The sequence below is a fragment of the Aeromonas sp. 603079 genome, assembly GCF_049172135.1.
GTDB classification, from domain to species: Bacteria; Pseudomonadota; Gammaproteobacteria; order Enterobacterales; family Aeromonadaceae; genus Aeromonas; species Aeromonas veronii.
Genome location: NZ_JAAKPX010000014.1, coordinates 1 through 13,896, shown reverse-complemented (window position 1 = coordinate 13,896; position 13,896 = coordinate 1). Strand labels below are relative to the sequence as shown.

Below are 13,896 nucleotides of genomic sequence, written 5' to 3'. Positions count from 1 at the left end.
CCTGAGGTGTCCCTTGTCCACATCCTGCGGACTATTCCATCTTTATGCGCTGCCCTGCATCCTGCCGGACCAGCTCCGTCCTTGTGAAACCCATACTAAGGAAATGCGCCCCCCGAACAAGGGCCATCCGATGATAAAGATCCGATGCGGCTCTCATCCCAAAAAACAAACTTAAAAACTAACCCTTTAATATCAGTTATTTATTTAGTTTCACGGGAAAGTTCGATCATTCTGGCATGGCTTCGCGTACGGCTCAAAGCGCCAGCCTCTTACAGTCGCTATGGCAGATCTCTTACACGGGTTTCGCCCCCCAAAAACGGGGCAGGAAAACGGTTCAATCCTGACGTTAAGACTTAAAAATTAGTTGAATAAATATGCTTAAAAAAACCGCAAAAAAAGAGCCGAGACCAGGCTCGACTATTCAACATTCCAATTTTTTAATCAGCTCAATTTTAATCAGCTCAAGCGGTTGGCCGGATTGAGATAGGCCTTGCGCAACGATTCCGGTGCCAGCACCTCCAGTTCACCGCCGATGTTGTTCAACCAGCTGCGAAACTCCGGGGTGTCCTGCACTTCGGTCTCCACCACCACGCTGCGCTTGTCATAGCGGGTCATGCGTGGATTGTTGCCGGGGATCTGGTTATCCACCAGCGACTGGCTGTTGGCATCGATCCGGCCGACGAAGCGGATCGGGCCGCTCACATCCTGATAGCCCTGATCGCGGATCAGCTTCTGGATATTGAAATCCTTCGGCTGGGTGGCGCTGAAGTTGGTCAGCTCCACGTTCTTGATATGGTCAAACGGGATGCCGTAAACCTTGGGATCCAGCTCGGATAGTGTGCAGAGCAGGATCGGCCCGTCCGGCTGATTGAGAATGCCGAGCGGGTTGATACGGTCGTAGCAGAGCCACACGGTGCGCTCTTTGATCACACGCTGGATCTCGGCACTGAACTTGCGACCACGCCAGAGCGCATCGCGGATCAGGGTGCTGCGACGGATCTCCGGGTTGCCGGCAAACGGGCGCGGTGACTGGTGGACACTCTCCAGCCAGCGTTCGGCCAGTTCACTCTGGCTGTCGCGGATCACCTGGCTCGCCTTGTCGACCAGCGGATTCAATTCAGTCAGTACACTCGCCGGCAACAGTTGGCTCGCCTGATCACTCCAGGTTTTCAGGGCCACCGCCAGCGAGAGCGGCATGATATTGGCAAAGTCGTTGAGGCCGTGGCGCTCGAAGCACCAGCCATGGGGTTTGCTGCGCTCGTCCGAGGTGAGGTCGAACAGTCCCATGCCGGACATCTCCTCCAGGTCCCGTTGCACGGTACGCAGACTGACATGGATGCCTTCCTCTTCCAGTTTTACCTGAAGTTGGCTGGCGGTCAGCTTGTAAGGGCGGTGCGGGATGCAACGCGCCAAGGTCAGTTGTCGTAACAGCTTCTTACTCATGGTGCATGCCTTCACTGGTTTAGCGTTGACTGTATGCTAGTCGCAACTTGCGACAGTCTATGTCGCAAGTTTTGTAGCGACAACTGTCGCCATTTTCATACAAAACTACACATGTATTTGATTTTTAAGAAAAAATATGAATAAAAACGGCTAACTTGACGTTTTCAGACAAGCTAAGCGCATCGAAGAAAACTAAATGGAGAGGCAGGCTAACATAGAGGGGCTTAGGATTTTTCTGAATCTTTTCTTTTGAGATAGCCGGAGGGAGGCAATCCTCCCTCCCAGCCAAATCACATCAGCCACGACCAGGCTGACTTGGTGATGGCCGCACCGACCATGTACCCAAATACCGCCAGTGCCGCCACACCGGCCACCAGCTTCTGACCGCGGGCCGGCCGCTTGAGCGCCATGACACCCAGACCGATATAGAACACCAGTGCAACCAGCTTGGCCATCAGCCAGGGTTGTTGACCTGGGCTCAACTGCAAGGCCACCGCCAGCAACACACCAAACAGCAGCAGGAAGGTGTCGTTGATATGCGGCAGGATCTTCAGCCACTTCTGCTGCAACCGATCGCTGCCGGCCAGCGCCAGACTCCAGCGATAGATAAAGAGCAGCAGACTGACCAGCGCCAGCGTCATATGCAGGTGTTTGAACATGGGGTAATAGGCAATCATTTTGCTTCCTTGTCGTCGGGTAGCCCGCTATTCCAGTTGTGGGCATGGATACGCTCCTGCCCCTCCTCGTCGTCTTGCAACAGATCGGAGAGGATCTCCCGGTATTGCAGGCTCTTGTTGATATAAGTGTGTTCGTCATCCAGATAGTTGACCTGCTCGCGCAACAGCCAGTTATCGTGCTGCTTGAAGGTCTGCCCCGCCCGCCAGGCCTGGTTGGCCCTAAACCCAAGCTGGGTCAGGGCTTCCACCCCCAGATCGACCGCCGAGCCCAGGGTTTCCCGGTGAACGCTCTCGACCCCGTGGCGCAGGATCTCGTGGGCATGGGGTCGATCCAGCGCTCGCGCCAGGATCTTCAGGTGCGGGAAGTGCTTCTGCACCATCTCGATCACCGCCAGCGAGGTAGCCGGATCGTTGATGGAGAGCACCAGCAGCTTCGCCTTGTGCGCCCCTGCGGCATGGAGCAGATCGATCCGGCTGGCATCGCCATAGAAGACCTGATAGCCATACTTGCGCAGGGTCTCTATCTGGCTGGCATCCTGCTCGAGGATGGTGGTACCGATGCCGTGACCGTGCAGCAGACGCCCCACGATCTGACCGAAGCGGCCGAAGCCCGCGATGATCACCGGATGCTCCACCAGCTCAGGTTGCTCATGCTGCGGCGCATCGCTCTGGTTACGGTAATCGAACCAGGGCTGGATCACCCGATCATTGAGGATCAGCAGCAGTGGGGTGAGCGCCATCGAGAGCGCTACCACCAGCGTCAGCAGCGAGATGGTCTCACCGGGCAGCACCCTGTTTTGCGCGGCAAACGAAAAGAGCACGAAGGCAAACTCGCCCCCCTGCGCCAACGCCAGCGCGAAGGTCCAGCGCTGGCTCGGCGAGATGCGGATAATGAAGCCGAGCGCCATCAGCACCAGCCATTTGAGCACCATCAGGCCAACGACGAGAGTGGGTATCAGGAAGGGGTGCTCGGCAAACAGCCCGAAGTCGATCCCCGCCCCCACCGACATAAAGAACAGGCCGAGCAGCAAGCCCTTGAACGGCTCTATGTCGGCCTCCAGCTCATGGCGATATTCGCTGTCGGCCAGCACCACCCCGGCGAGGAAGGAGCCGAGAGCGGGCGAGAGCCCCACCGACTCCATCAGCACAGCGATAGCGATCACCAGCAGCAGGGCGGCGGCGACGAAGATCTCCCGCATATGGGACTGGGCGATGGCACGAAATACCGGCCGCATCAGATAGTGGCCACCCAGCACTATGCCGGAGATGGCCGCGACCACCAGCAGACCATGCTGCCACCCCGCCAGCTCGGAGCCACCATTGCTGGCGACCGGCGCCATGGCCAGCAGCGGCAGGATCGCCAGGATCGGAATGACCGCAATATCCTGAAACAGCAGCACCGCAAAGGCGGAGCGACCGCTCTCGCTCTGCATCAGCTTGCGCTCCTGCAGGCTCTGCAACACGATGGCGGTCGAGGAGAGTGCCAGAATGAGGCCGATGGCCAGTCCCTGTTGCAGCGGCAGACCGATCAGGTGCGCCACGCCGGTCAACGCCGCCGTGGTGAGCAGCACCTGCAGGCCACCGGTGCCGAGGATCGGCCCTTTCAGCTGCCACAAGAGGGCAGGACGCAATTCAAGACCGACCAGAAACAGCATCAGTACCACGCCAAACTCGGCGAAGTGCATCACATCCTTCTGTTCCCCCACCAGCCCCAGCAGAAAGGGGCCTATGATGATCCCCGCCAGCAGGTAGCCGAGCACCGAGCCCAGCCCCCAGCGTTTGGCCAGCGGTACCGCGATAACGGCGGCGGAGAGGTAGATAAAGGCATCAAACAGGATCCCGTGGCCCATCAGTCAGCCCTCCGTGTGAACATCAGATCCGGCTCATAAGCTCGGCCAGCAAGCTGCCCGTGTTTCATCAGAGCACCTCCAGCAAGTCGCGCAGATAAGGGCGCCCGGCCAGTTGCTCCGGGGTCAGCTGATCGTCACGCAGGGCGCAAAGCAGCTGGCGGTAGTCCTGCCCACAGCGGCGCAGGGCGGCGGGATCCTTGATCTTGTGAAAGGAGTGGAGCACGAAAGGGGGCAGCCAGTTCATGCCGCACAAGGTGGCCGCCTGCTGAAATGGCAGCAGAAAATCGAGCAGCGGTCGGCTGTTGTAACCCTCGCTGCAGTAGGACTCCGGCGCCCCGCCGGTGGTGATGGCGCTCAGCCACTGCTTGCCCTTGAGGGCGTGGGCTTCAGGGCCGTAGGCATAGCCATACTCCAGCACCAGATCCATCCACTCTTTCATGATGGCCGGGCAGGAGTACCAGTAAAACGGGTGCTGGAAGACGATGATGTCGTGCTCACAGAGCAGCGCCTGCTCCCGCTTCACATCGATAAACATGTCGGGATAGTGCTGATAGAGGTCGTGAACCGTGACCCCCTCCAGCCCCTCAATCGCCTGCAACAGCTGCTTGTTGGCCCGCGAGCTCTGCAGCGCGGGATGGGAAAAAATAACCAGAATGCGTTTCATGACCACATCACCCGAACAAAGCCTTGCGGTGCAAGGCGAGGTAAACAGAAAAGGGGAGTCTGGGGAGCTGCATCGTAAAGGTGCACAGGAGAGCGACCTTATCAGGAAGCGCCATAGCCTGCCAACTCGGGGATCAGCTCCCGCAGCGCCGGATTGAGGGTCTGGTGGGCGGGATAGCAGAGCCCGATCCGGCGAAACATCCGCGGCCCGCTCACCGGCAAGGTACAGAGCCCTGCCTCATCCTCCACCAGCCCGTCCGGCAGAAAACTGATGCCGACCCCCGCCAGCACCAGCGCCATCACCAGCCCCTTGCTCTCGGCCTTGGCCACCAGATTGAGGGTAAGGCGGTCACAGGCCAGCAGGCCGATAGTCTGCTGATGGGCTTCGCAGGGCGGGCACTCAATAAAATCATAATGTTGCAGCTCGGCCAACTCGATCCTTTCGCGACTGGCCAGGGGATGATCGACCGGCACGCAGAGCACGTAATCCTCCTCCCACAGCGGCAGAAAGATCTCGTCCTCCCGGCGCAGGACATCCAGCGTCAAGCGGCAATCGGCGGGCGTAGCGTAGTCGGAGAGGGTGAGATCCAGCTGCGGCAGCACGCGCTGTACTTGCTGCAGCAGCCCGGCCACCCGGCGGCGACTCAAGTCCGGCATGATGGCGATATTGAGCCTCGCACGCGTCGCTTTCTGGCGAAACAGTTCCGGCAGACGGCGCGCCTCCTCCACCAGCTTGACCGCGTGAGGATAGAGATAGTGGGCCGGATCTTTCGCCACCACCCCTTTCTTGCCCCGGACAAACAGGCTGTCACCGAGCGCCTCTTCCAGCTGGCGCAGTCCCGCCGAGAGGGAGGGCTGGCTGACGTGGCAGCGCTCGGCCGCCGCCGTGATGTTCTTCTCTTCATAGATGGCGATGAAGAAACGCAGCAATCTCAAGTCCAGCATAAACCAACCATAGTTTTTTCAGATGATAACCAGCGGAAAACAATATTTATCACTTATAGATACAGTGACTATAGTGATTGGGTTCCGTGCTGGCCAGCCACCTGTTTGCTCAAACCGACTCTTTAATCAGAAGGAAAGACCCATGTCCAAATCTCTCGTCGTGATCACCGGCGCCTCCGCCGGGATCGGTGCCGCCATCGCCCGTGCCTTCTCTGCCGCCGGTCATCCGCTGCTGCTGCTGGCCCGCCGGGTCGAGCCGATGCAGGCGCTGAACCTGCCCGATACCCTCTGCATCGGGGTCGATGTGACCGACACCGCCGCCATGAAGGCCGCAGTCCAGCAGGCAGAAGCCAAATTTGGCCCGGTCGGCTGCATGGTCAACAACGCCGGCGTCATGCTGCTGGGTCAGGCAGATGTGCAGGATCCCGCCGAATGGCAGCAGATGCTCAACATCAACGTGATGGGGGTGCTGAACGGCGTCCACGCAGTGCTGGCAGGCATGAAGGAGCGCCGCAGCGGCACCATCATCAACATCAGCTCCATCGCCGGTCGCAAGACCTTCCCGAACCATGCTGCCTACTGCGCCACCAAGTTCGCCGTGCACGCCCTGACCGAGAACATCCGGGAAGAGGTGGCCGATGTCGGCGTGCGGATGGTGACCATCGCCCCGGGTGCGGTCGAAACCGAGCTGCTCAGCCACACCACTGACGAGAGCATCAAGGCCGGTTACCACGACTGGAAAGATCAGATGGGCGGCGTCATTGCACCGGAAGTGATCGCCGATGCCGTGCTCTACGCCTGGAACCAGCCTGCCAACGTCTGCGTGCGCGAGATCGTGCTGGCGGCGACCCGTCAGCAACCTTAATCCTGGCTGACTGACTCTATGGGGAGGGCTTGACCCTCCCCCGGGGCACAGGGTTACCATGTGCCCCTTGTTATTTTCGAGTCATTCCATGGTTCTCACCCGTCGCCAACTCGCTCACGCCCGTCGCTGGCTCCCCTTGTGGAGTCTGGTGCTGGTGTTGATGTCGTTTGGCAGTCGGGCCGCAACCGACCTCTGTACCCTGACCACCCACTGCAGCCAGAGCGAGCGAACCCTGGAAAAAGCAATGCCCTGCGGCAGCTTTACCACCGCCCTCTCGATGACGCTGGTAGGCAGCGACAGCCTGACGGTAGCCGTGCTGGAACCGGATACCCCCGACTTCGCCTCCCCCTCTCTCTTTATGCCGGACGCTCCGTGCGAGCGGCTCGAACGTCCCCCACGCCCCCAGATCTGAAACGCATCCCGTATCGGGCATCTTTTCTTTCAATCTGAGGTGAGTGATGTACAAACCCCTGTTACTGGCCATGCTGGCCGGTACCGTCAGCTTTTCGGCCCTCGCGGCCGAGAAGATGACCGTCTACAAATCCAAATATTGTGGCTGCTGCCAAAGCTGGAACGAGCACATGGAGCAGAATGGCTTCGAACTGGAGGTTATCGAAACCGAGCAGCTTGGCGCAGTGAAGCAGCAATACGGAATCGCGCCGGAACTGGCTTCTTGCCATACCGGTATCGTAAATGGCTATGTGATCGAGGGGCATGTACCGGCCGCCGATGTACAGAAGCTGCTCAGGGAAAAACCGGCGATCCGTGGCCTGACCATTCCGGGCATGCCCCAGAGTGCGCCGGGCATGGATATTCCGGGCCATCCCTATGAGGTACTGAGTATCAGCAACGAGGGCGCGACCAACCGCTGGTCGAGCTACCCCGGCTGACGAAAACTGGCCATGAGAGGGCACTCCCATATCATGTGAGGCACACCTGAGCGGACTCTTGCCGCTCATGGCCAGAAAGAGGGCCGCTATCGCGAGATAGCGGCTTTTTTTGATTACATTTCCTGCAATAACAAGGGATTGCTTGCAACCACCGGCAACAAGGGGCAGATTTAACGCCAATTCATGGAGCCGATGCTCAGGTCTACCAACCCTTTCCAGCGCCAAGGATGCGACATGTTTACCTTTTCCCGAGGAGTTCTGCTGCTAGCCTTTCTGACAGTTCTCCCCCCCACTTATGCCAATGAAGAGCCCGCCATGCTGACAAGCGAACATCCAATCCAGCCGCCCGTGGCCGCCAAACATCCCCGCACTCTGAAAAAACACGGGGATACCCGCATCGACAACTACTACTGGCTGCGTGACGACGAGCGGCAGAAGCCCGAGGTGTTGGACTATCTCAAGGCCGAGAACGCCTATACCGAGGCCATGCTCAAGCCGACCCAACCCCTGCGCGAACAGCTTTACAAAGAGATGGTTGCCCGCATCCCCCAGCAGGATGAGTCGGTGCCCTATGTGAAAAATGGCTACCGCTACCAGACCCGCTATGAGCCGGGCAAGGAGTACGGGATCTACTCGCGCACCAAGCTCGGTGAAGAGCAGGCGAGCCTGCTGCTCGACAGCAACCTGCGGGCTGAAGGGCACGAGTTCTATGCCCTCGGCGCCCTTGAGGTGAGCCGCAACAACCGCTGGCTGGCGGTGGCGGAAGATTTCCTCTCCCGCCGTCAGTACCAGATCCAGTTCCTCGATCTGGAGAGCGGCCAGTGGGCCACCGACAAACTGGAAAATACCTCCGGCAATCTGGTGTGGGCCAACGACAACAAGACCGTTTTCTATGTGCGCAAGCACCCGCAGACCCTGCTGCCCTATCAGGTCTATCGCCACACGCTCGGGACGGATCCGGCCACGGACAAGCTGGTCTACGAGGAGAAGGATGACTCCTTCTACATCAGCCTCTACGCCACCACCTCGGAAGATTTCATCGTCATCGCCCTCTCCAGCACCACCACAGGCGAAGCACGGCTGATCGATGCCAACCAGCCGGAGCACGCCCCCCGCCTGTTCCTGCCCCGTCAGGTGGATCACGAATACAGCCTGGATCACTACCGCGGCCGCTTCTATGTGCGCTCCAACAAGGACGGCAAGAACTTCGGCCTCTACGAGACCAAAGAGAGCCCGGTCGATCGCTGGAAGGCGGTGATCGCCCCCAATCCGGACGTGCTGCTGGAGAGCTACGCCCTGTTCAAGGATTGGCTGGTACTGGAAGAGCGCAACAAGGGGCTGACCCGACTGCGCCAGATCAACTGGCAGAGCAGTGAAGAGAAGGAGATCGCCTTCGACGATCCCGCCTATGTCACCTGGCTCGCCTACAACCCGGAGCCGGATACCAGCGCCCTGCGCTATGGCTACTCCTCCATGACCACCCCCGCCTCCACCTATGAGCTGGACATGGCGAGCGGCAAGCGCATCCTGCTCAAGCAGCAACCGGTGGCCGGCTTCAAGGCCGACCAGTACGCCAGCGAGCGGCTCTGGGTGACCGCCCGCGACGGCGTATCGGTGCCGGTGTCGCTGGTCTATCGCAAGGACAAGTTCAAGAAAGAGCAGGCTGATGCGCCCAAGAATCCGCTGCTGGTCTATGGCTATGGATCCTACGGCGCCAGCATGGATCCCGACTTCAGCAGCTCGCGCCTGAGCCTGCTGGACAGAGGCTTCGTCTACGCCATCGCCCATATCCGGGGTGGTGAAGAGCTGGGCCGTCACTGGTACGAAGATGGCAAGTTGCTGAAAAAGCAGAACACCTTCAATGACTTCATCGATGTCACCAAGGCGCTGGTGGAGCAAGGCTACGGTGCCAGGGATCAGGTCTACGCCATGGGCGGCAGCGCCGGCGGCCTGCTGATGGGGGCAGTCATCAATCAGGCGCCCGAACTCTATCGCGGCGTGGTGGCGCAGGTGCCGTTCGTCGATGTGGTCACCACCATGCTGGACGAGTCGATCCCCCTCACCACCGGGGAGTATGACGAGTGGGGTAACCCGAACCAGAAGCGCTACTACGACTACATGAAGAGCTACAGCCCCTACGATCAGGTCAAGGCACAAGCCTATCCCAACCTGCTGGTCACCACCGGACTGCACGACTCTCAAGTGCAGTATTGGGAGCCCGCCAAGTGGGTCGCCAAGCTGCGCGAGCTGAAGACGGATGATAACAAGTTGTTACTGAACACCGACATGGACGCCGGCCACGGTGGCAAGTCGGGCCGCTTCAAAGCCTACGAAGATATCGCGCTGGAGTATGCCTTTATCCTGGATCTGGCCACCCCGGCCAACTGATCCATTATGACCCCGGCCCTTGTCACACAAGGGCCGCATAAGAATCCCCTCCTAGTTTTTCCCTCTTCCATTTCCCTTCATATCAAATTAATCTTCGGCTAGAAAATGAATGATCAAGGTCATGTTTCTCAAGATTAAACTCCGTGATTTTGCCATTTCGTTTGATTTATGTTGGGTGAATGTGCTTAATCGGAGTGCTTGCAACTTTTTATTTGGCCCCTCAGGGGCCAATTTATCTTCGACCGACAGGAGGTCGGTAGCCTCACCACAGGATGAGGGTGACTGCCGGAAAGGGGGGAATCAACTCCCCCGCTTTCGCGCAACGAGAAGAGCAGGCAAGCCCGGCGCAGAACGGGATTGCCATCAATTTATCCGGGGATCGGATAAACAAAATCAAAGAAAAGGGAGAAAAAATGAAAGGATTAACTTTGGCATGCGCCCTGTCGGCGGCTCTGGTCGGTGTCTCATTCGGTGGTCCGGTACAAGCGCAGGAGCGCTTCGTGACCATAGGCACCGGCGGTCAGACCGGCGTCTACTATGTCGCTGGCCAGTCCATCTGCCGCTTCCTCAATCGCGGCGCCGCCGATCACCAGATCAAGTGCAACGCCCCGGCCAGTGGCGGCGGTGTTGCCAACGTCAACGGCATCCGCAGCGGTGAATTCAACTTCGGCATCATGCAATCCGACCACCAGTTCAAGGCGATGAAAGGGCTGCCACCGTTCCAGGCCGAAGGGGCCATGGACGATATGCGCGCCGTCTTCTCCCTGCAGAGCGAGGTGTTCACCATCCTGGCTCGCCGCGATGCCAAGATCGCCAGCTTCGACGATCTGAAGGGCAAGCGCGTCAACATCGGCAACCCGGGCTCCGGCCAGCGTGACACCATGGAAGAGATCATGGCGGTCAAAGGCTGGAAAAAGGGTGACTTCGGTCTGGTCTCCGAGCTGAAACCGGCCGAACAGGCCTCCGCCCTCGGTGACAACAACATCGATGCCATGAGCTACTTCGTCGGTCACCCGAACGGCGCCATTCAGGAAGCCTCCACCACCACAGATGCAGTACTGGTACCTGTGACCGGCGCCGACATCGACAAGCTGCTGGCCGAGAAGAGCTACTACAGCAAGGCCGAGATCCCGGGCGGCATCTACAAGGGCAGCGATAAACCGACCCCCTCCATCGGTGGCAAAGCGGTGCTCTCCACCAGCGCCAAAACCGATCCGGAAGTGGTCTATCAGCTGGTCAAGTCGGTGTTCGACAACCTGGATCGCTTCAAGCGCCTGCACCCTGCCTTTGCCGACCTGAAAGAGGCCGACATGATCAAGGTGGGTCTCTCTGCACCGCTGCATGAAGGGGCTGCCCGCTACTACAAAGAGCGCGGCTGGCTCTGATTGAAGGCCCCGGGGCCTTTGTCACTCTCTTCGACACCCGTCTGCCGCCTGATTGCGGGGGCGGGTGTCGCTCTTGTTGTACTCGTTGGCACAAGTTAACCCTATGCAAGATAAACAACTCTCTACCGAGGAACTGATCGCCCAGGATGTGGGCGCTCGCCTGCCGCTTGGCATCATGGGCTGGCTCATCACCGCACTGGCGCTGGCCTGGTCGCTGTTCCAGCTCTGGATCGCCTCGCCACTCCCCTTCATGGTGGGGTTTGGCGTACTCAATGACACCGAAACCCGCTCCATTCACCTCACCTTTGCCCTGTTGCTCGCTTTTCTGGTGTTCCCGGCATTTCGCTCCTCGCCGCGGGATCGGGTTCCCCTCGGCGATATCGCCCTCGGTCTGATCGCTGCTGGCGCCGCGTCTTACCTGTTCGTGATGTATGAAGCGCTGGCACTGCGTCCCGGCACCCTCACCACCGCCGATCTGGTGACCGCCTGCATCGGCATTCCGCTGCTGCTGGAAGCGGCGCGCCGCGCCCTGGGGCCGGCACTCGCGGTCATCGCCATCGTCTTTCTGATCTACAGCCTGGCGGGCCCCTGGATGCCGGGACTGCTGGCACATCGCGGGGTAGGCTTTACCGCGCTGGCCAACCACCAGTGGATCACCACCGAAGGGGTGTTCGGCATTGCCCTTGGCGTCTCCACCAGCTTCGTGTTCCTGTTCGTGCTGTTTGGCGCCCTGCTGGAGCGTGCCGGTGCCGGTCACTACTTTATCCAGCTCGCCTTCAGCCTGCTCGGTCACCTGCGCGGCGGCCCGGCCAAGGCAGCAGTGGTCGCCTCCGGCCTGACCGGTCTGATTTCCGGCTCGTCGATTGCCAACGTGGTGACCACCGGCACCTTCACCATCCCGATGATGAAGAAGGTGGGCTTCAGTTCAGAGAAAGCGGGGGCGGTGGAAGTGGCCTCCTCGGTCAACGGCCAGATCATGCCACCTGTGATGGGGGCTGCGGCTTTCCTGATGGTCGAATACGTGGGCATCCCCTATGTGGAGATCATCAAGCACGCCTTCCTGCCTGCCACCATCTCCTACATAGCGCTGCTCTACATCGTCCATCTGGAGGCGCTGAAACTGGGCATGCAGCCCATCGGCAACCATCAACCCAAACCCTGGCTGCGTCGCCTGACCGGTTTTGCCTTTGGCGCGGCCCTCATCAGCGGCCTGTCACTGGCGGTCTACTATGGCCTCGGCTGGCTCAAACCTGCACTGGGTGACTACGCCCTGCCGGGGATCTCGGTACTGCTGGCTGCCACCTATGTGGCCCTGTTGAAGATCGCCGCCAGCAATGAACCGCTGCCTGCCGAAGATCCCGACAAGCCGCTCACCGAATTGCCCAACACCCGCGCCGTGCTGCTCTCCGGCCTGCACTTCCTGCTGCCGGTGGTGGTACTGGTGTGGTGCCTGATGGTGGAACGCCTCTCGCCGGGGCTGTCGGCCTTCTGGGGGACCGTGATGCTGGTGATCATCCTGCTGACCCAGCGCCCGCTGCTCAACTGGCTGCGCAAGGACGGCAAGCACGACTACGGCACCGTCGCTGACGGCGTGGTGGATCTGCGGGAAGGGCTGGTCGCCGGTGCCCGCAACATGATCGGTATCGGCATTGCCACCGCCACCGCGGGGATTATCGTGGGTGCGGTCTCCCAGACCGGGGTCGGTCTGGTGCTGGCGGATCTGGTGGAGTTCCTCTCCATGGGCAACCTGCTGCTGATGCTGCTGCTAACCGCTCTGCTGAGCCTGATCCTTGGCATGGGGCTGCCGACCACTGCCAACTACATAGTGGTCTCCAGCCTGCTGGCACCAGTGGTGGTGACGCTGGGGCAGCAAAACGGGCTGATCGTGCCGCTGATCGCGGTGCACCTGTTCGTCTTCTACTTCGGCATCATGGCGGATGTGACGCCGCCGGTGGGGCTGGCTTCCTTCGCGGCTGCCGCTGTCTCCAAGGGCGATCCCATCAAGACCGGGATCACGGCGTTTTACTACAGCCTGCGTACCGCGGCGCTGCCGTTCCTGTTTATCTTCAACACCGATCTGCTGCTGATCGACGTGGACTTCGCCCACGGGGTGCTGATCTTCATCGTGGCGACCATCGCCATGCTGATCTTCGCCGCCGCCACCCAGGGCTGGTTCCTGGTGAAGAGCCGCTGGTACGAGAGCGTGCTGCTGTTGCTGGTCGCCTTTACCCTGTTCCGCCCGGGTTTCTGGATGGACATGGTGCACGACCCCTATCGCGAGACCCCGCCTGCCCAGCTGGCCCAGACCATGGGTGAAGTGGAGGCGGAGAGCACCCTGCGGCTGCGGATCCTCGGTGAAGATGCAGTGGGCAAGCCACGCAAGTTCACCCTGCTGGTCGCCGTACCGGATGGGGCAAATGGCGAAGATCGGCTGGCCAATCTGGGGCTGAGCCTCTATGAGCAAGATGGCAAAACGCTGATCGACAACGTCGCCTTTGGCAGCCCGGCCGCCACCATGGGGCTGGAGTTCGATCAGGAGATCCTCACCGTCAAGGCGCCCACCGATCGCTGGCGCAAGGAGTGGATGTGGATCCCGGGCTTCCTGCTGTTCGGGGTGATCGTCTGGCTGCAGCGTCGCCGCAGCGTCAAGGCCGGTTAATCCGCCAGGCAAATAAGACAGAGGGCCGCGATTGCGGCCCTCTTTTTATGGATATGTCCCGTCCTGAATATGGTTTACACCTTTCCCCCCCAATAAATGGAGAACCCGATGGGACAAGGTGTGAAACGGAC

General features: G+C 60.0%; 11 protein-coding genes. 6 read left to right on the top strand and 5 right to left on the bottom strand.

The genetic code is table 11. The features are described 5' to 3' along the window. Positions 1-456: 456 nt before the first annotated feature. The 5 genes from G5287_RS11885 to G5287_RS11865 all read right to left on the bottom strand — a co-directional run bounded on the left by G5287_RS11885 (position 457) and on the right by G5287_RS11865 (position 5,578). A complete protein-coding gene (locus G5287_RS11885) occupies positions 457-1,443 on the bottom strand; it encodes a helix-turn-helix transcriptional regulator (protein ID WP_005339987.1) in 987 nt (328 codons plus the stop codon). Positions 1,444-1,733: 290 nt separating this feature from the next. Continuing rightward, complete coding sequence (locus G5287_RS11880; RefSeq protein ID WP_164537853.1) at positions 1,734-2,120, bottom strand: SirB2 family protein; 387 nt, start codon at positions 2,118-2,120, stop codon at positions 1,734-1,736. Then, complete coding sequence (locus G5287_RS11875; protein ID WP_139732146.1) at positions 2,117-3,970, bottom strand: monovalent cation:proton antiporter-2 (CPA2) family protein; 1,854 nt, start codon at positions 3,968-3,970, stop codon at positions 2,117-2,119. Before G5287_RS11875 ends, G5287_RS11880 begins: the two co-directional genes overlap by 4 nt. Before the next feature lie 67 nt (positions 3,971-4,037). Next, complete coding sequence (locus G5287_RS11870; RefSeq protein WP_005339958.1) at positions 4,038-4,634, bottom strand: NAD(P)H-dependent oxidoreductase; 597 nt, start codon at positions 4,632-4,634, stop codon at positions 4,038-4,040. Positions 4,635-4,735: 101 nt separating this feature from the next. Then, positions 4,736-5,578: a LysR family transcriptional regulator gene (locus G5287_RS11865; RefSeq protein ID WP_199416573.1), complete on the bottom strand. Its 843-nt coding sequence runs from the start codon at positions 5,576-5,578 to the stop codon at positions 4,736-4,738. A 142-nt stretch (positions 5,579-5,720) separates the two neighbouring features. Here G5287_RS11865 and G5287_RS11860 point away from each other — a divergent pair, with 142 nt between their 5' ends. The 6 genes from G5287_RS11860 (at position 5,721) to G5287_RS11835 (ending at position 13,765) form a co-directional block, all read left to right on the top strand. Continuing rightward, the gene (locus tag G5287_RS11860; protein ID WP_005348556.1) at positions 5,721-6,443 is read left to right on the top strand and encodes an SDR family oxidoreductase; all 723 of its coding nucleotides are present in this window, start codon (positions 5,721-5,723) and stop codon (positions 6,441-6,443) included. A gap of 88 nt (positions 6,444-6,531) precedes the next feature. After that, positions 6,532-6,855, top strand: coding sequence for a hypothetical protein (locus tag G5287_RS11855; RefSeq protein ID WP_021231559.1), 324 nt, complete (start codon positions 6,532-6,534; stop codon positions 6,853-6,855). Between the two features lie 46 nt (positions 6,856-6,901). Continuing rightward, complete coding sequence (locus G5287_RS11850) at positions 6,902-7,333, top strand: DUF411 domain-containing protein (RefSeq protein ID WP_005339953.1); 432 nt, start codon at positions 6,902-6,904, stop codon at positions 7,331-7,333. Between the two features lie 234 nt (positions 7,334-7,567). Next, positions 7,568-9,721 (top strand): S9 family peptidase, encoded by a 2,154-nt coding sequence (locus tag G5287_RS11845; protein ID WP_227341535.1) that lies wholly within the window; start codon positions 7,568-7,570, stop codon positions 9,719-9,721. 413 nt (positions 9,722-10,134) lie between these two features. Then, complete coding sequence (locus G5287_RS11840) at positions 10,135-11,106, top strand: TAXI family TRAP transporter solute-binding subunit (RefSeq protein WP_005339950.1); 972 nt, start codon at positions 10,135-10,137, stop codon at positions 11,104-11,106. A 103-nt stretch (positions 11,107-11,209) separates the two neighbouring features. Further along, positions 11,210-13,765, top strand: coding sequence for a TRAP transporter permease (locus tag G5287_RS11835; protein ID WP_421231340.1), 2,556 nt, complete (start codon positions 11,210-11,212; stop codon positions 13,763-13,765). Positions 13,766-13,896: the final 131 nt, after the last annotated feature.